General features: G+C 40.3%; 19 protein-coding genes and 1 other annotated feature. Of the genes, 9 read left to right on the top strand and 10 right to left on the bottom strand.

All coding sequences use genetic code 11. From position 1 onward, the window contains the following. Positions 1 to 57: 57 nt before the first annotated feature. Complete coding sequence (pepV, locus tag AC1F25_RS11380; RefSeq protein ID WP_002294157.1) at positions 58 to 1,476, bottom strand: dipeptidase PepV; 1,419 nt, start codon at positions 1,474 to 1,476, stop codon at positions 58 to 60. A gap of 148 nt (positions 1,477 to 1,624) precedes the next feature. Here pepV and AC1F25_RS11375 point away from each other — a divergent pair, with 148 nt between their 5' ends. The 4 genes from AC1F25_RS11375 to AC1F25_RS11360 all read left to right on the top strand — a co-directional run bounded on the left by AC1F25_RS11375 (position 1,625) and on the right by AC1F25_RS11360 (position 3,980). Continuing rightward, entirely contained in the window at positions 1,625 to 2,470 is an 846-nt protein-coding gene (locus tag AC1F25_RS11375; protein ID WP_151668842.1) for an NAD(P)H-hydrate dehydratase, read from the top strand. Between the two features lie 3 nt (positions 2,471 to 2,473). Further along, entirely contained in the window at positions 2,474 to 2,914 is a 441-nt protein-coding gene (locus tag AC1F25_RS11370) for an acyl-CoA thioesterase (RefSeq protein WP_002309714.1), read from the top strand. 77 nt (positions 2,915 to 2,991) lie between these two features. Further along, positions 2,992 to 3,159: a hypothetical protein gene (locus AC1F25_RS11365; RefSeq protein WP_172966971.1), complete on the top strand. Its 168-nt coding sequence runs from the start codon at positions 2,992 to 2,994 to the stop codon at positions 3,157 to 3,159. A 134-nt stretch (positions 3,160 to 3,293) separates the two neighbouring features. After that, the gene (locus tag AC1F25_RS11360) at positions 3,294 to 3,980 is read left to right on the top strand and encodes a GntR family transcriptional regulator (protein WP_002312480.1); all 687 of its coding nucleotides are present in this window, start codon (positions 3,294 to 3,296) and stop codon (positions 3,978 to 3,980) included. Positions 3,981 to 4,315: 335 nt separating this feature from the next. Here AC1F25_RS11360 and AC1F25_RS11355 read toward each other — a convergent pair whose 3' ends face one another. The 6 genes from AC1F25_RS11355 to infC form a co-directional block, all read right to left on the bottom strand. Beyond that, positions 4,316 to 5,005 (bottom strand): hypothetical protein, encoded by a 690-nt coding sequence (locus tag AC1F25_RS11355; RefSeq protein WP_002344704.1) that lies wholly within the window; start codon positions 5,003 to 5,005, stop codon positions 4,316 to 4,318. Beyond that, a complete protein-coding gene (locus tag AC1F25_RS11350; RefSeq protein WP_479994114.1) occupies positions 4,980 to 7,109 on the bottom strand; it encodes a hydantoinase/oxoprolinase family protein in 2,130 nt (709 codons plus the stop codon). Before AC1F25_RS11350 ends, AC1F25_RS11355 begins: the two co-directional genes overlap by 26 nt. A gap of 47 nt (positions 7,110 to 7,156) precedes the next feature. Then, on the bottom strand, positions 7,157 to 8,494 hold the full coding sequence (locus AC1F25_RS11345; protein WP_479994113.1) for a citrate transporter: 1,338 nt from the start codon (positions 8,492 to 8,494) through the stop codon (positions 7,157 to 7,159). A gap of 251 nt (positions 8,495 to 8,745) precedes the next feature. Beyond that, positions 8,746 to 9,105: a 50S ribosomal protein L20 gene (gene rplT / locus AC1F25_RS11340; protein WP_002293355.1), complete on the bottom strand. Its 360-nt coding sequence runs from the start codon at positions 9,103 to 9,105 to the stop codon at positions 8,746 to 8,748. A gap of 52 nt (positions 9,106 to 9,157) precedes the next feature. Continuing rightward, complete coding sequence (gene rpmI / locus AC1F25_RS11335) at positions 9,158 to 9,358, bottom strand: 50S ribosomal protein L35 (protein ID WP_002289309.1); 201 nt, start codon at positions 9,356 to 9,358, stop codon at positions 9,158 to 9,160. Between the two features lie 71 nt (positions 9,359 to 9,429). Next, positions 9,430 to 9,954, bottom strand: a complete 525-nt coding sequence (gene infC / locus AC1F25_RS11330; protein ID WP_002293357.1) for a translation initiation factor IF-3 — start codon at positions 9,952 to 9,954, stop codon at positions 9,430 to 9,432. Between the two features lie 43 nt (positions 9,955 to 9,997). Next, positions 9,998 to 10,123 (bottom strand) — a sequence feature (ribosomal protein L20 leader region). A gap of 150 nt (positions 10,124 to 10,273) precedes the next feature. Here infC and AC1F25_RS11325 point away from each other — a divergent pair. Next, positions 10,274 to 10,906, top strand: coding sequence for a pentapeptide repeat-containing protein (locus AC1F25_RS11325; RefSeq protein WP_151668844.1), 633 nt, complete (start codon positions 10,274 to 10,276; stop codon positions 10,904 to 10,906). A 1-nt stretch (position 10,907) separates the two neighbouring features. Here AC1F25_RS11325 and AC1F25_RS11320 read toward each other — a convergent pair whose 3' ends face one another. Further along, positions 10,908 to 11,813 (bottom strand): magnesium transporter CorA family protein, encoded by a 906-nt coding sequence (locus AC1F25_RS11320; protein ID WP_002313988.1) that lies wholly within the window; start codon positions 11,811 to 11,813, stop codon positions 10,908 to 10,910. An 83-nt stretch (positions 11,814 to 11,896) separates the two neighbouring features. Next, positions 11,897 to 12,556, bottom strand: a complete 660-nt coding sequence (locus AC1F25_RS11315) for a deoxynucleoside kinase (RefSeq protein WP_002316609.1) — start codon at positions 12,554 to 12,556, stop codon at positions 11,897 to 11,899. Between the two features lie 315 nt (positions 12,557 to 12,871). Between AC1F25_RS11315 and mvk the strand changes: the two genes are divergently transcribed. The 4 genes from mvk to fni are packed head-to-tail and all read left to right on the top strand — an operon-like array spanning position 12,872 to position 16,936. Further along, positions 12,872 to 13,816, top strand: coding sequence for a mevalonate kinase (mvk, locus tag AC1F25_RS11310; protein WP_002309722.1), 945 nt, complete (start codon positions 12,872 to 12,874; stop codon positions 13,814 to 13,816). Further along, complete coding sequence (gene mvaD / locus AC1F25_RS11305) at positions 13,809 to 14,786, top strand: diphosphomevalonate decarboxylase (protein ID WP_104832714.1); 978 nt, start codon at positions 13,809 to 13,811, stop codon at positions 14,784 to 14,786. The genes mvk and mvaD overlap by 8 nt, the downstream gene beginning before the upstream one ends. Before the next feature lie 12 nt (positions 14,787 to 14,798). Next, positions 14,799 to 15,884, top strand: coding sequence for a phosphomevalonate kinase (locus AC1F25_RS11300; protein WP_002309723.1), 1,086 nt, complete (start codon positions 14,799 to 14,801; stop codon positions 15,882 to 15,884). Beyond that, the gene (gene fni, locus AC1F25_RS11295; RefSeq protein ID WP_002313987.1) at positions 15,881 to 16,936 is read left to right on the top strand and encodes a type 2 isopentenyl-diphosphate Delta-isomerase; all 1,056 of its coding nucleotides are present in this window, start codon (positions 15,881 to 15,883) and stop codon (positions 16,934 to 16,936) included. The genes AC1F25_RS11300 and fni overlap by 4 nt, the downstream gene beginning before the upstream one ends. A 116-nt stretch (positions 16,937 to 17,052) precedes the next feature. On the opposite strand, the gene AC1F25_RS11290 is transcribed toward fni, so the two are convergent. After that, complete coding sequence (locus AC1F25_RS11290) at positions 17,053 to 17,856, bottom strand: gluconate 5-dehydrogenase (RefSeq protein ID WP_002320630.1); 804 nt, start codon at positions 17,854 to 17,856, stop codon at positions 17,053 to 17,055. Positions 17,857 to 17,864 lie beyond the last annotated feature (8 nt).

Here is a 17,864-nt window from a genome sequence, read left to right as displayed (position 1 = left end):
TCATTTTTAAACATAAAAACTCCAGCTATCAGAGATAGCCGGAGTTTTTTAGTATTTTTATTTCGCCAAACGATAGATGGCATCTGCATAGATTGCTGTTGCTCTGAACAAGTCATCAAGACTCATAAATTCGTTTGCTTGGTGCATTGTATCAGTATATCCTGGGAACATCGCTCCATAAGCAACGCCACGTTTCAACAAACGTCCGTAAGTTCCGCCACCGATGATTTGTTCGTAGCCTTTTTCTCCAGTGTGGTCTTCATAGACTTGCAATAATGTAGCCACCAAGGGATCATCCATCGGTACGTAATGTGGTTCCATTACGCGAGCACCTCGAGTAACTGTTGCACCTTCTTGACCGACTGTTTGTTCGATATCACTTTGCAATCCGTCTACTGTTACACCTTTTGGAAAACGGAAATTCATATTGATGAAGTTCGCTTCCTCTGTACCATTTTCTTCAAAAGCAAATAGTCCAGCATTCATTGTCAATTTGCCCATTTTTTCATCTTCATAAGCGACTCCTAGTTTTTCTCCATAGAAATCTTCATGAACATAAGCAGCTGCTACATGGATAAATTGTTTAGCAGATCCTAAGAATTCATAGTTATCTAAGAACAATGCCAAGAAAGAACCAGCATTGATACCGGATTGTGGGCTTGCACCATGTGCGCCTTTACCAACTAATTCTATTTTTACATACGTATTGTCTGCTTCAATTGTTCCGCTTACTGGATTGGCTTCGATGAATTGGTAAAATGCTTCTTCCATCGCGATAGCTGCATCTGCACTTGGTACTTGAAGTGCTGCAGTTGCTGTTCCTGGCACCATGTTTTCGCGAAGTCCGGAAACAAAAGATTTCAATACGTAATCTCCTGCATTGTCGCCTTTGAATCGTAAAGCTAAAGAAACATTTCCTTTTTCACCATTGATGATTGGAAATTCAGCATCTGGCGAGAAACCAAAATCTGGTTCTTCTTCATGTTCGAAATAATAAGCCATATCGCCCCAGCCGCTTTCTTCATCACTACCGACTACGAAACGTACTTTTTTCGATAGTTTCAAGTCAAGTTCTTTAATGATTTTCATCGCATAGTAAGCTGCCATACTTGGGCCTTTGTCATCACTTGATCCGCGTGCAAAGATCTTTCCATCCTTGATCACTGGTTCATAAGGATCTGTGTCCCAGCCATCTCCTGCAGGAACGACATCCATGTGTCCAAATATCCCTAGTGTTTCGTCTCCTTCGCCAAGATCAATATGCCCTGCATAGTTATCGACATTTTTTACTTTAAATCCATCACGTTCACCATAAGCTAACATATGTTTCAATGCGTCGCGAGGTCCAGGTCCAAATGGTGCATCTGGTGTTACTTTTGAGTCGTCTCGCTCGCTGTTGACACGTAAAAGATTTTTTAAGTCTTCAAGCAAGTCTTCTTTACGTGCTTCTACTTCTTTTTGCCAATCAATTGTCATAAAGTTAATCCTCCACTTATTTAAGTCTTCGTGTTCATGATACCACAAATTACAGAAAAAAATAGTTCAAAAAATCTGACAATTCCTTTTCTTATCTGTTTTTCTCTAAAAAAAATATACGTTATAATGAGTAAAAGGAGGTTTTTTGATGCTGATAGACGAACAACTAGTGAAAAGAGTCATCACACCTCGTCCAAAAATTTCACATAAAGGAACATTTGGACGTGTCGTTTTGATTGGCGGCAATGAACAATACGGCGGAGCAATCATCATGAGTGCTTTAGCTGCCGTACACAGTGGAGCAGGTCTCACAACAGTAGTAACGGATGAAAAAAATCGGAGTGCCCTTCACAGTCATCTGCCAGAAGCAATGATCGTAGATTGGACGGATACTGACCAGTTTCTTTCCGTGATAAAGCAAGCAGATGTACTCTTGATTGGTCCCGGATTGGGTACTTCTTCCAAGAGTTTGGAACGTTTCAAACAAGTACTAGAAAACCAATCAAAAGAACAATGGCTGGTGATCGATGGCTCTGCTTTAAGTTTACTGGCTGCTAACCATCTTTCGCTACCCTATCCCGAACAAACAGTACTTACACCTCATCAAATGGAGTGGCAACGGTTGAGTGCTCTACCGATACAAGAACAGCAAGATGAAGAAAACAAAAAGAAGCAACAGGAAATCGGTGCTGCGGTCGTTTTGAAAAGTCATGAGACAAAAATTTATGGTCACCAACACTTCTACACCAATCCTTTAGGTTCAGCTGCTATGGCAACAGGCGGAATGGGTGACACTTTAGCAGGGATGATCACAGGGTTCTTGGCCCAATTCCCTCAAAATGACCAAACGATTGCGGCAGCTGTTTATCTTCATAGTTTCATCGGAGACCAGCTAGCAAGAGAACAATATGTCGTTTTGCCGACACAGATCAGCGAAGCACTTCCGAAGTGGATGAATTATTTTTGTAAAAAATCAATGGAAAACGAGGCATGAATCATGGAGAAATTTACAGGTTATGTACGAGAACCTTTTTATTATGAAACAGATCAAATGGGGATTATTCATCATAGCAATTATATCCGCTGGTTCGAAGAGGCTCGGGTAGCCTTATTGGTACATCTAGGGTTTCCCTATAAAAAAATCGAAGAATCTGGAATCATTATCCCCGTTCTGGAAGTAAATTGCAGCTATAAAGAAATGATCCATTACGGAGAAAAAGTGAGCATCCATCCAACTATCCAAAAATATACGGGGACACGTTTGGATTTTAGCTACGAAATTGTGGGAACTGAAGACAAAAAATTAAAAACTATTGGTAGCAGTAAACACTGTTTCTTACTTTCTGATTCGCAACGATTAGTGAAGCTGAGCAAAGTCAATTCGGAGCTAGATCAGTTATTCCAAGCGTACGCTTCTCTGGATAATGCTATTTCTTAATAAAAAACCGTCTAAGCATTTTTCTTGTATTGTGTCGAGTAGTTCGTATAATGAAAAGAAAAAAGCAGGTGATCCCCATGTATGTCGTTAAAGTAATGCACGGTTACATCGATAAAACTGGCTGCCGTACTCGGGAAAAAAACTTAGACAATCTGCTCATTTTCAAAGACAAAAAAGAATCCGAAGCTTTTGCTAAAAGAATTGGCGGTCATGTCAAACCGATCCAAGAGGTACGACCAGATTGATTCAGTATTTTCTTTTCGAGGCTCTAATAGGCATGCCTATCAGGGCTTTTTTTCAAGAATACGTCTTTGCACCCACACGTTTTGTAAGCGATTTATGTTATAATAGATTATACTTACACAGAAAGGAAGTTTTAATGGGTATCAATAATTTACAGCAGCAAGCTTATGAATCTATCCGTAAACAGATCATTTATTCCGAGTTAGCACCTGGAAGTAAAATCTCCGATAAAGTGTTAGAAGAACAACTAGCTATCGGGCGCACACCGATTCGGGAAGCACTGATCCAGCTTCGTAATCAGGAGCTTGTAAAAACCATTCCACAGTCCGGCACCTATGTTTCAAAAATCGATATCCGATCTGCTTCATTAGCCCGTTATACGCGGGAAAAGCTGGAAAAACCGATCCTGCAAGAATGTAGTGCGAAAATGACAGCGCAAGATCAAGCTAAACTAGAAAAAATATTAGAACAAACCGATCAGGCAGTGATCGCTCAAAATAAAAAAGCTTTTTTTGATTTGGATACTGATTTCCACCGAACTTGTTATGAAATTGCAGGAAAACGAGAGATTTGGGACTGGCTGGAAAGTTATAGTACGCACTTGAACCGTTTCAGATGGTTGCGTTTGACGATTTCAGAATTAGATTGGGGTCGAGTATTGGATGAACATCAGACAATGCTTCAATCAATGATTGATCATAACTTTGATGAAGTCGGGTTTCTTTGTACGATGCATTTACATATGATTATCGAAGAGCAAGAATACGTGATTCATAATTACCCCGATTATTTTGAAGATATTCAGGAAAGACCCATCAAATAAAGGGACTGTGACAAAAATCGTGTCACAGTCCCTTTCAGTTTTCTCCTGCCAACTCCTCAGTCACAAGGAGCAATTTCCAAAAACAGATTCTCATGTTTATTGAATATTGTGACTTGTGACTCATAGTCAAACGGCAGGCTCACGACCTCTTTCTTAAACAGTGTTCAATCAGCTGACCCTCGGTATTAGCTCAAACGCTGATTTCACAACCTCTTATACACGGTGTTCCAGAAGTAGCTTCTTTGAAATAAGCCGAAATGTCACAAAAATTTAAGAAGCCATTTTCGTAAATTCCTTCTTATTTCTTGAAGCTGACTACTTCTGTCACAACCTCTTTATTTGTGAGCAAAATCATACTCCGCACATCTTTTTTCTATTTCTTTTATTTCTTCTAAAATCCCTTGGCTACGCGTTTCATTATATGGCCAAAGCAAGACTGCCTCTAATACATAAGGCGAAAAACGGCTTTGATTCATCTCTTTTGAAAAACTCATCGCTGCTATCTCGCTCAATGCACGAATGGTTGATTGGTGTGTATAAAAAGGCAGCCGCCATAGCACAATTTTTTCGTTTTGCGTATAAATTCCCTTAACAGAAGCTTCAATGTGGTGAAATAGTTCATGTCCAATAATCAAAGCTTGCGCTGTTTCTTTAGAGATCGAAGTAAGTCCTGAACATTTTAATTTTTCTAACGGCTCCGTCATCAATCGGATCCCTTCATCTTCTGCATAAGTTGCAAAAGTGATTCGTTCGTTTATTTGCTCTGATTCACAAGGAACGATTGGAATAGCCATTTGTTCACAAATTTCTCCTACATCGGCAAAAGGGTACTTTTTTTGGATGCTACATGCCGTTTCGATACCACAATCGATTGATTGTTGTATGAGGATTTTCTGCTTGGACAAAGGAATCTTTTTCCAAAACAAATCTCGCTGAAACTGATAGAATCCCCAAATTTCTTCGGGGATCTGTTGTAATTTGTTTAGTAACTCTTCTAACTTATGTTTGTTTGATATTTCCGGCAACGACGATCACTTCTTCCTCTGGTTCCATAGTAGATACTTCCAGATCCATCAAAAGCTGGAGTTGTTCCAGATCCGTCGCTGTAAAATCATAGACTCTTGCTCCTAAACAGAGATAAAATTCTGGTCGGGCGATCAACTCCGTTTGATAAACTGCCATATCTTCCCAAAGTTGTTCGACTGCTGCCATATAATTGGCTGCAGTTGTTTTCAGACAAGAAGCATGTCCACGTTGGACCTTGATAAATCCTTTTTGGTCGATGATCCGAAGACTTCCAGCATTTTTTGAACGATGCTGTTCGCCGCATACATAAAAGAAAGGTGTATTTTCCAATAAGCAAACTTCATTTTTATTTAATCGCATATCCTCTGCAGCAAGCTCTAGTGCTTCTTCTGTTGTGATCTCCTTGGTTAGATCGGTTGCTTTCACTTCCGTAGAACCAGTAGCGATAGCCGTTACTTTTGAAGTCTGTGGATCGATTTCTACGTGGACTTCGATCGATTCTGGCGTAGCACCTGATTCAATCGCCTTATTCATCGCTTCATTTTTCAATGATCGGATATCTTCTTTACTTGGTGAAGGAATGATACGTTCTACAACATCTCGGACCATTGCAAGTGCCACACCAATAGAAGAGATCACTTCAGCATTTTCAGGGATGGAATATTTCACACCCATTTTATTGCTGAAGTAAGTAATCAAAGAGGCAGCGCCGCCCCCTACACCTACAAGAGAAATCTGATCTTTCTCCAAATGATACTTGTCTGCCAATTCTAAAATCACTGGTTCAATCTTAGCATAGGATTTTTCCATGATCTGCTCTGCGATGTCTTCAACCGTCGTATGACAATAGTCTGCTAATGCCTGTATGGCTTTTCGTGCAGATGGGACATTTCCATAAGAAAAATGTTCTTCTTGCACTAATCCAAGGACATTGGCTGCACATGTATTTGTAATAGTCACTTCTTCTCCGTCTTCCATCACTACCTTGACGTAATCAGCAGGGTCTCCTTCTTTAGGAGAGAAAAATTCAACCTTAGGACCTTTGATTTTTTCTGTCTCCGTAAATACTGCATAATCTAAACCGGCAATATGTGCAGAACGTGGACCGACATCGATGATTCCTGACTGATTGGCCCGTACCATCGAACCGCCTGCCACACCTAGAACCCGAACATCTAATGAAGAGATATATGTTGGGTGGCCACCTACAATTGAATAATCGATTGCTGGACGTCCATTTTTAATGACCCCGATATTGGTTGTTGTTCCGCCTACTTCAAAATAAACCCCATTAGACGCTCTCAAGTACATCAAAGAGCCCATGACTGATGCTGCTGGACCGGAAAGCATGGTTAAAACAGGTCGCTTTTTCATTTCATTGATTTCCATTACCCCGCCGTCTCCGCGCATGATCATCAAAGAGACATTGACCCCTGCTTCTCGTACGGAGTCTTCTGTCGATGTTGCCGTATCTAGCATTTTGGGTAAAATAGACGCATTGATCGCTGCTGTCCGAGTTCTTCTTGTCAATCCATATAATTTTGTGATATCAGAAGCCATCGTTGTAGGAATCGATTTTACCGATGCTGCTTCATAAACGACCCGTTCTGGTTCCCCATTATCTACTCCAAATGCCATAGAAGAAACCAAAACTTCCGCTCTTTCTCTTTCTAGAGAAGAAATCGTTTCTGAAACACGGTCTACATTTAAGTGTTTGACAGGTAAGAATGCATTGACGATCTCTATTTTTTTCTTATTCCCTAAATCGATATCGTTCAATCTAGTTTGTCGTTTTGCTAAAAAGCCTTCTAATCCCCCTTTTGCCATACCGATTACACCGACTTTTGCTACGTCCCCTTCAATCAGCGCATTCGTCGCTTGCGTAGTAGAATGTGCAACAAAAACAACGTCTTCTGGACTAATATTATTTTCCCGCAAACAATTTTGAAAAGATTGAACGACTCCTGCAGCTACCCCACGAACATCATCGTGGGTCGTTTTCACTGAAGACTTTCCGATGATTTCATGTGTCGCATTATCAATTGCCACTGCTTTCGTATGCGTACCACCGACATCAATTCCCATTCGCACAAAACGTTTCATTTTCTTTTCCTCCATTCATCTAATCATTTCTATCGACGTTTTGTTTACTAGGCGTTCCCGTACAAGAAGAATGTAATCAAACATAAGATCGCACCGATGATCCAACCAGTTGGGATGGATTTCTTCATGTACTCTCGAGACGTTACTTTTGTATACCCTAATCCCCAAGCGACCCAAGATTGTGTAATATCTAAATGCTGAGGGGCAATCGTTGTGATTTCAAACAATGGGAACAAAAAGGCTGGCGACATTGTTGGGTTTACAGCTAATAAAACAGCTAAAATAGCTGATCCTGAACCGACTAGATTCATTGGACCGCGGAAAAATCCTAGTGGTGTCAATATAGCAAATACGATTGCCAAGACTAATGGTGATTGCGGTATCAAGTCTCCGAAAATAGCTGAAAAATAAGGAGAAGCGTACGCAGCTGAGTTATTGAACATCGCTAAGGTCATCAAGAAACCGACCATTGGTGCGACATCGACTGCGCCATCTGTAAATAATTTCGCAAATTGACGACAGATTTCTTTATAACCTCCGCGCAATTTTCCAGTAAACAGCAATGCCCAAATACCTGCTAGAATAAAACCTAAGATGATTGGAAGATCTAACAAAACGACCCCTAAAACTGGTAATAATACGGCTAACCATGAGATCATTGGTGCGTCGCCGCCTTCAGCCGGTACGTTTGCTGCCATTGCATAGCGTTTCTTTTTATTCATTGATATATTAGCCACCGTTAGTACAACAACTAAACTTACAACCATCCCAATCATACCGATTTGGAAATAGTCATTATAAGTGTAGCTTTCAGCTGCTGGGTTGAAACCAGCGTAAATCGTTTGATACTGTTTGAAGTTGACAATATTAGCAAAGATCCCAGCCATGATCGAGCCCATAAATGAGAACAGCGCAACTGGTACTGAGATTCCTAAAGACATCAAGATCGGTAAAACAATGACTGCGATAGAAATCACTGGTCCAATTCCTGTCATCGACATGAATATAACAGCGGTTACAACACACAGCAAACTCATCGTGATTCTTGGTTTGTCCCCTCCAAGTTCGACTACTTTACGAATCAGTGTGGCTGCTATCCCGCTATCTACTAGAACACGCCCAAAAAAGGCACCAAAGAAGACATTTACCAAGATCGATTTGGCGTACTCAGCAGGTCCAGTCGTATAGATATGCGTCAATACATCAATTACTCCTTGTCCTTCCATTGCCGGGTTCGGCGAAAGCGTGTTTCCCACTAGTGCTAATCCCATCCATACAGTCGCCATGATGGCAAAACCGACCATCAAGTTGTATCCCTTTACACAGTACCAGACCATGAAAAAGAATGAGATAACTAACAAAATACCAATAATAATATCACTCATGTTATTCCTCCGTCCATTTTATTTTTCTGATAAACAAACTAATATATCAGTCAAGTTCATTCTAGCTTATGTAGTTAGCGCTTTCATTAGAGGATGACCATAAATGTTCGGATTTCAATTAAAAAACCTTAATTATGCTATTTTAGACTTATACGTTGTTATCCCGTTTTCTATGGTGAAGAATTGGAAACAAAAAAAGAGGAAAGAACATAACTTTTCGTTATCTTCTTTCCTCTTTATAATTGTTTAGCTTATTTAGCCAAAGCGTCTTTTGCTTGGTCAGCCAATGCAGTAAATGCTGCTGCATCGTTTACAGCCAAGTCAGCTAACATTTTACGGTTGATGTCGATTTCAGCAACTTTCAAACCGTGCATTAATTTTGAGTAGCTCAAGCCATTCATACGAGCTGCTGCGTTGATACGAGCAATCCACAATTTACGGAAGTCGCGTTTCTTTTGACGACGATCACGATATGCGTAGTTGTATGAATTCATTACTTGTTCTTTTGCTGTTTTAAATAAAGTGTGTTTTGAACCGTAGTAACCTTTTGCTAATTTTAGCACTCTTTTACGACGTTTACGAGTTACTGTTCCACCTTTAACACGTGCCATGTATAATTCCTCCTAATAAAAATAAATCTTCAGATTCTGTTATTTGTACTTCTTATTTCATTTTTGCTAGTTGTTGGCGAATACGCTTGAAGTCGCCACTAGAAACCATGCTTGCTTTACGCAATTGACGGCGTTGTTTTTTTGTTTTGCCGTGGAAACGGTGACTTGTAAACGCGCGGAAGCGTTTCAATCCGCCTTTACCAGTACGTTTGAAACGTTTTGCTGATCCGCGGTGTGTTTTTTGTTTTGGCATGACTATATTTCCTCCTCAAAATCTTTCGTTATCCGACTATCGGCTGTCCAACAGCCAGTTAGTCATTCAAATTACTTACTGTCGTTTTTCGGTGCCAGCGTCAAGAACATGCTGCGTCCGTCCATTTTCGCTTTTTGTTCCACTGTTGCAATATCAGCAGTTTCTTCAGCTAAGCGATTCAAGACTTTTTGACCAATTTCTTTATGGGTAATGGCACGGCCTTTGAAACGGATAGAAGCTTTCACTTTATCGCCCTTTTCCAAGAACTTACGTGCATTACGAAGTTTTGTATTGAAGTCATTCAAGTCGATCGTAGGACTTAAGCGAACTTCTTTTACATTGATCACTTTTTGTTTTTTACGCGCTTCGCGGTCTTTCTTTTGTTGTTCGAAACGGTATTTACCGTAGTCCATGATTCGCGCAACTGGTGGTTTCGCACCAGGGGCAACTAACACAAGATCCAAGTTTGCTTGTTCTGCAATATTCAATGCTTCTGCTTTTGTCTTAACTCCTAATTGCTCACCATCTGAACCGATCAATCGTAACTCTCGTGCACGAATGCCGTCGTTAACCATCATATCCTTTGCTATGGTCATTCACCTCCAAATATTATGAGAGAAAGAAAAGCTTACCGAATAAACGGCAATAAAAAAACGAGTTCTCTTACAGAACCCGCGCGTACTTCACCTAATAGAACCAGTGAAAACTATCTAGCCCAGTGACATTATCAACTAAGGCGAGAAGCGGGTGCTTCTGCTTTTATTTCTCAACCATCATAGTATAGCAAAAACCAATCCTTCTGTCAATGTTTTTCATACAGTTTTTCTTCCTTTTCTGAAAATGATTGGTCTAGCAGACTTTCTAGCAGTGACTCCCACTTCTTTGCTATACTAAAGAAAAACGAGGTGAACCCACATGAAAAAAATCGAACCTATCCCACCTTCTCTTCCTCCTCTGACAAAAGGAGATTTTTATTTAGAAGATGAAGAAATCCTCTCTGGTCTTCTGATCAATGGAGGTGATCAAAGCTATCTTGATGCTAAAAATATGGTATTAAGAGAGAGTCATGTCCAAAAACTGACCATGCAAAAAACAGTTTTACGTCATTTTGAATGCAGTAATGTCATTTTTGAAAAGTGTGATTTTTCCAATCTGGAGTGGATTGGTGGCAGTTTCCACCAAGTCGTGTTTCATCAATGTAAATTAACAGGTACGAATTTTGCCGAAAGTTATCTTAGAGACTGCACTTTCACTGACTGCATTGCTTCGATGTCTTCCTTTAGCAGCACAAACTTGAAAGCCGTATCCTTCGATCATTGCCAGTTAGAAGACAGCGAATTTTATGAGGTCACTTGGAAAAATCTTTTTTTGTCTGACAATCAGTTAACTGGTTCGAATTGGTTCCGAACTTCTCTGAAGGGATTAGACTTTACGACTAATTTCTTCACTACCATTGCTTTATCTCAAGATTATTTGGCAGGACTGATTGTCAACCAGGAGCAAGCACTTGTGATTGCTCAAGCCCTTGGTTTGCAGGTCAAAGACTAGATCAACGAATCCGCCTCCATAGTGCAATGAGCATCCAAACAGATAAAACCAGACTGATGATCAAGGCGATTCCCCATCCGAAAACGGAATGGGTAAATGGTAGCTTAAGATTCATGCCGAAAAATCCTGTCACAATAGTCGGTACAGTCAAGATCAGCGACCAGACAGTCAAAAACTTCATCGTGTCATTCAAATTATTATTCAGCAAATTATTATAAGTGCCAGAAAGCTGATCTAAAATCTGCGAAGCTAAGTTCGTCATTTCAACTGCTTGTCGTGCTTCGATCAGTGCATCGTCCAACTCTTCCTTTTCCTTTTCTGACAACTTGCGATAAATGGCCAATGCCTTGATTTGTTCCAAAAGTACTACATTTTGTTTTGTTCCTGTAACTAAGTAAACCAAACCAATCTCTAAATCTGAAAGTTGCAGTAGATTCTTGTTTGTTGTTTTTTCCCTTAACTTTAGGTTGAGCCGTTGACGTTCGCTATTTACTTCCTCGATTAAAGGAAAAAAGGAATCAGAAATTAAAAATAATGTACGAAACAATAAACTGTATACACTCATGTCTGGCATTCGCTCCAAAAGTGATCGAATCAGTCGAATCACATACTCGGTATTCGGCGTGGTAAATGTAAACAAACCATCTTCTTTTAAAATAAAAGCGATAGGGCTAGTTTCGTAATGATTATCGACTTTTTGTTGGTGTGGGACATTTGATACAAGTAGTAACGCTTCATCAAAAGAGTCATATTCTACGCGCGCCCGCTCATTTTTATCTAGAGAATAAGTCAGCATCTCATCGCTGATGCCATATTCTTCTTTTAAATTTTTAACAGCTAGCACATCATCTTGCTGTATATTGATCCAAAAATTACGTTCTTGATTAAAATAGTGTTTTTCCCGCATACTCCATCCTCCTGATATTTGTTTCTAGTATAAGGAAAAAGCTACTCAAATAAAGGAGCATCCTTTTTTTGAGTAGCTTTATATCAAATGGCTAATTCAGTTTGGCGGATTTCTGCTAATTTTTCTTCGATCATTTTCAAGACTTCTTCTTTTGCTTGAGAATCTTCCACAAAATTATAGCGATCTCCATCGATTTGGATTTTTGGACTTTCTTTGTATTCTTCATACCATTGATCATACCGTCTGTTCAATTCTTTGTAATAATCGTACAGACTTGGGTCAAAGGACAATTGTTCATATGAACGACCACGTTTCTCGATCCGTTCTAGCATCGTATCAAATGATACACGAATATGAACTAATAAATCCGGGTGTTTTTTATGGGCAGCATAGGGCAGCTCTTCCATCATGTTTTCCAGAAGTTCATCATACACACGAACTTCCGTTTCCGTCGCTCTTCCTAGATCTGCATTTAGATGGAAAAGCAGCGAATCTTCATAAATCGAACGGTCCAATACATTATTGTCATCTTTCATTGCTTGTTTGATGCTTGCAAAACGTTTATTCAAAAAATAAATTTGCAGCAAAAAAGCATACTGTTCAGGGTTTGCATAAAATAAGGGCAAGACTTCATTATCATCAATTGATTCATAAAATGCCTGACTATCAAAGTGTTCAGCCATCATTTCTGTCAAACTTGATTTTCCGGCACCAATTGTACCTGCTAAAACGATCACGCTCATTTACCTCCAGCTCACTTCATCACTAAATATTGTGTTTAACTCCAACCTTTTTAAATATACCCCCAATATCTAGTAGTGTCAATCGTATTTTTTTCTAGTCAAAAAAGTAAAAAGGTCAAAAAATTCTTAAGAAAAAAGGGTTTTTCCTTTAGAAAACGTATTCTTAGTTTTACTTCTGGGATGATTTTAGTAAAATAAAGAAGGAATGTTTTTTGAGACCCTTAGCGGACAAAAAATTTCGTGAAGCAGCGCAACTCGTTTTGGGCGCTTTATTTTTTGCTTAAAAATCACTTTTACGTGAGAAGGAGTTAGATTATGGCAAACTATGGCCAAGGAGAATCAAGCGGAAAGATTATCTTGATGGGCGAGCACGCGGTTGTTTATGGAGAACCGGCGATTGCCTTTCCTTTTTATGCAACAAAAGTCACCGCATTCCTTGAAGAGCTGGATGCAATGGACGATCAATTGGTTTCTTCCTACTATTCAGGAAATTTAGCCGAAGCTCCTCATACATTAAAAAATATCAAAAAATTATTCATCCATTTAAAAAAAGAGCATGATATCCATAAAAACTTGCAACTAACCATCGAAAGCACGATTCCTGCTGAACGTGGAATGGGATCAAGTGCTGCGGTCGCCACAGCAGTCACTCGTGCTTTTTATGATTACTTAGCACTCCCTTTGTCTCGTGAAATACTATTAGAGAATGTACAACTTTCGGAAAAAATCGCACATGGTAATCCTAGTGGGATCGATGCAGCCGCTACTAGCAGCTTGCAGCCAATTTATTTTACAAAAGGGCATCCTTTTGATTATTTTTCTTTGAATATTGATGCTTTTTTGATTGTCGCTGATACAGGAATCAAAGGACAAACAAGAGAAGCCGTCAAAGATGTCGCTCACCTGTTTGAAAGACAACCACATGAAACTGGACAAATGATTCAAAAATTAGGATACTTGACAAAGCAAGCGAAACAAGCAATCATTGAAAATTCACCAGGAATGTTAGCTCAAACAATGGATGAATCACAATCACTTCTGGAAAAACTGACGATCAGCAACGATTTCCTTGATTTACTGATCCAAACAGCTAAAGATACCGGTGCATTAGGGGCTAAATTAACTGGCGGCGGACGCGGTGGCTGCATGATTGCATTAGCACAAACAAAAACAAAAGCCCAAGAAATCAGTCAAGCACTTGAAGATGTGGGTGCGGCTGAAACTTGGATACAAGGATTAGGAGTACATACCTATGTTTAAAGGCAAAGCACGCGCATATACCAACATTGCCCTAATCAAATATTGGGGTAAGAAAAATGAAGCACTCATCCTTCCGATGAACAACAGTCTTTCGTTGACATTGGATGCATTTTATACCGAAACAGAAGTTATCTTTTCTGATAGCTATATAGCAGATGAATTCTATCTAGATGACACCTTGCAAGACGAAAAAGCAACAAAAAAAGTTAGTCAGTTTCTTGACCTTTTTCGTAAAGAAGCCGGCATCTCACTAAAAGCTTCAGTAATCAGTCAGAATTTCGTTCCTACCGCAGCCGGATTAGCATCCTCTGCTAGCGGGCTAGCTGCTTTAGCAGGCGCTTGTAATACTGCCCTTAAGCTTGGATTAGACGATCTTTCTCTTTCAAGATTTGCTCGACGCGGGTCTGGTTCAGCTTGCCGAAGTATTTTTGGTGGTTTCGTCGAATGGGAAAAAGGTCATGATGACTTAAGCTCTTATGCCAAACCAGTCCCTTCTGATTCTTTCGAAGACGATCTAGCAATGGTTTTCATTTTGATCAACGATCAGAAAAAAGAAGTGTCTAGCAGAAATGGGATGCGTCGGACAGTCGAAACATCCAGTTTTTATCAAGGCTGGTTAGATTCCGTTGAAGGGGATCTATATCAATTGAAACAAGCAATCAAAACAAAAGATTTCCAACTTCTCGGAGAAACGATGGAAAGAAACGGACTAAAAATGCACGGAACGACTTTAGCTGCCCAACCACCTTTCACTTACTGGTCTCCTGACAGCTTAAAAGCGATGGATGCGGTGCGGCAATTGAGAAACCAAGGCATTCCATGCTACTTTACGATGGATGCTGGCCCTAATGTCAAAGTTTTAGTGGAAAACAGCCATTTATCTGAGGTACAAGAAACATTTACTAAATTATTTAGCAAAGAACAAGTAATTACTGCCCACGCTGGTCCAGGAATTGCGATTATTGAATAAAGGGAGATTTTTATGATTGAAGTATCTGCACCAGGCAAACTCTATATTGCCGGAGAATATGCAGTTGTTGAAACAGGTCATCCGGCAGTTATCGCTGCAGTCGATCAATTCGTGACAGTCACTGTAGAGTCCGCACGAAAAGTCGGAAGTATCCAATCTGCACAATATAGCGGGATGCCTGTACGTTGGACAAGACGTAACGGGGAATTAGTTTTAGATATTCGGGAAAATCCTTTTCATTATATCCTTGCTGCTATTCGATTGACTGAAAAGTATGCACAAGAAAAAAACATTCTTTTATCCTTTTATGATCTGAAAGTAACAAGCGAGCTAGACAGTTCAAATGGTCGGAAATACGGATTAGGTTCTAGCGGCGCCGTTACTGTTGCAACGGTCAAAGCCTTGAATGTTTTTTACGCATTGAATTTATCTCAGCTAGAGATTTTCAAGATCGCAGCACTCGCTAATTTAGCAGTTCAAGATAATGGTTCTTGCGGCGACATCGCTGCTAGCTGTTATGGTGGCTGGATCGCCTTCTCGACCTTCGACCATCCTTGGCTCCAAGAACAAGAAACTCAGCATTCCATCAGTCAGTTACTTGCCATGGATTGGCCAGGTCTCTCAATTGAGCCATTGATTGCTCCTGAAGATCTACGTTTATTGATTGGTTGGACGGGTAGCCCTGCCTCTACCTCTGATTTGGTCGATCAAGTTCACCGTTCGAGAGAAGATAAAATGGTGGCTTATCAGCTTTTCTTAAAAAACAGTACAGAATGCGTCAACGAAATGATCAAAGGGTTTAAAGAAGATAATGTTACGTTGATCCAACAGATGATTCGAAAAAACCGACAATTACTGCATGATTTATCGGCTATCACCGGGGTTGTTATCGAAACACCTGCTTTGAATAAATTATGTAATTTAGCTGAACAGTATGAAGGGGCTGCAAAGTCTTCCGGTGCAGGTGGTGGGGATTGCGGCATCGTAATCGTTGATCAGAAATCTGGCATCCTTCCTTTAATGAGTGCATGGGAAAAAGCAGAAATCACCCCCCTACCGTTACATGTCTATAGCGATCAAAGAAAGGAAAACCGATGAATCGAAAAGATGAACATGTTTCACTAGCTAAAGCCTTTCATGATAAGCAAAAAAATGAATTTGATTTCGTACGGGTCATTCATAACCCTTTGCCGCAAACAGCAGTTGCTGATGTCGATCTAAGTACACAAGCAGCTGGGTTTACACTAAGCAGCCCGTTTTATATCAATGCGATGACTGGCGGAAGCGAAAAAACAAAAAAAATCAATCAAGACCTTGCAATCATCGCAAGAGAAGCAGATTTGATGATTGCCACTGGTTCAGTCAGCGCTGCCTTGAAGGACCCTTCTTTAGCCGATACTTATACAATTATGCGACAAGAATATCCTCACGGGAAAATCATTGCCAACATCGGTGCAGGAACTTCTGTCGAAAGAGCCCAAGAAGCTATCCGATTGTTTCACGCAGATGCCTTACAGATTCATTTGAATGCACCTCAAGAGTTGGTCATGCCTGAGGGAGACCGTGATTTTACTAACTGGAAAGCACTTATCCAAGAGATTCAAACAGCCATTGACGTTCCCCTTATCGTAAAAGAAGTCGGGTTTGGCATGACAAGAGAAACAATCAATGATTTAGCTTCTTTAGGGGTTCATACAGTTGATATCAGCGGTCGAAGTGGGACAAGTTTCACCCAGATTGAAAACGCCCGTCGCTCCAAGCGAGAACTGAATTATCTAGCTGATTGGGGGCAATCGACAGTCGCCTCATTGCTTGAAGCAAATGAAGCAGACACTTCTATGGAAATCCTAGCCTCCGGAGGTATCCGCAATGCCTATGATATATTTAAAGCCCTTTGTCTCGGCGCAAAAGCAGTGGGCACTTCAGGAACTGTATTGACTCATCTGATGAATCATGGCGTGGAAGAAACCATTATGCTGATGAAACAATGGCAAGAGGAACTTCGTCTGCTTTATACCATGGTCGGCGCAACGAATACCGCGTCCCTCCACCAACAATCTCTCATCTTTTCCGGTCCAGTGAAGGATTGGTGTGAAGCAAGAGGGATCCACTTAGTGAAGTATGGAAGACGCACAGAAAAAGGAGTATGACTGATTTACGTCATACTCCTTTTTTTGGATAAATGATATTTAATCAGCTGTCCTTCGGTATTCGTTCAAGCTGCTGATTTCATAACCTCTCCACTAAATAGTGTACTAAACCTCGTTTAAGGTTGTTTTCCGATATAGGCAAGTATGCCGCCGTCTACATACAAGACATGACCGTTAACGAAATCCGATGCGCTAGAAGCCAAGAAGACAGATGGTCCAGCCAAATCGATTGGCTCGCCCCAACGTGCTGCTGGCGTACGTCCAACGATAAATTGATCGAATGGATGACGTTCACCGTTTTCTTGTGTTTCGCGTAATGGGGCAGTTTGTGGTGTAGCAATATAACCTGGTCCAATTCCATTACATTGGATATTGTATTGACCGTATTCAGAAGCGATGTTTTTCGTTAGCATTTTTAATCCGCCTTTTGCCGCAGCATAAGCACTGACCGTTTCGCGTCCTAATTCACTCATCATAGAACAGATATTGATGATTTTACCGCCGCCTTTTTCGATCATATCTGGAATAACTGCTTTTGAAACGATAAATGGAGCATTTAAATCCACGTCGATCACTTGACGGAAGTCAGCCGCATCCATTTCGATCATCGGTGTCCGTTTGATGATCCCTGCATTATTGACTAAAATATCAACTGAACCTACATCTTCTTTGATTTGCTGAACCATCGCTTGAACCGCTTCTTCATCAGTTACATCGCAGACATAACCTTTTGCATCGATGCCCGCTTCTTTATAATGCGCTATACCTTCATCAACTGATTCTTGATTCAAGTTATTAAATACGATTTTTGCCCCTGCTGTAGCTAAAGAGCGTGCAATCTCAAATCCAATACCATAGACGGCACCGGTGACTAATGCTACTTTTCCATCTAAACGAAACATATCCATATTAAATTCCATCATTTTCT

The organism is Enterococcus sp. M-BR2 (assembly GCF_056612775.1).
This window is presented reverse-complemented; position numbering and strand designations above follow the sequence as displayed.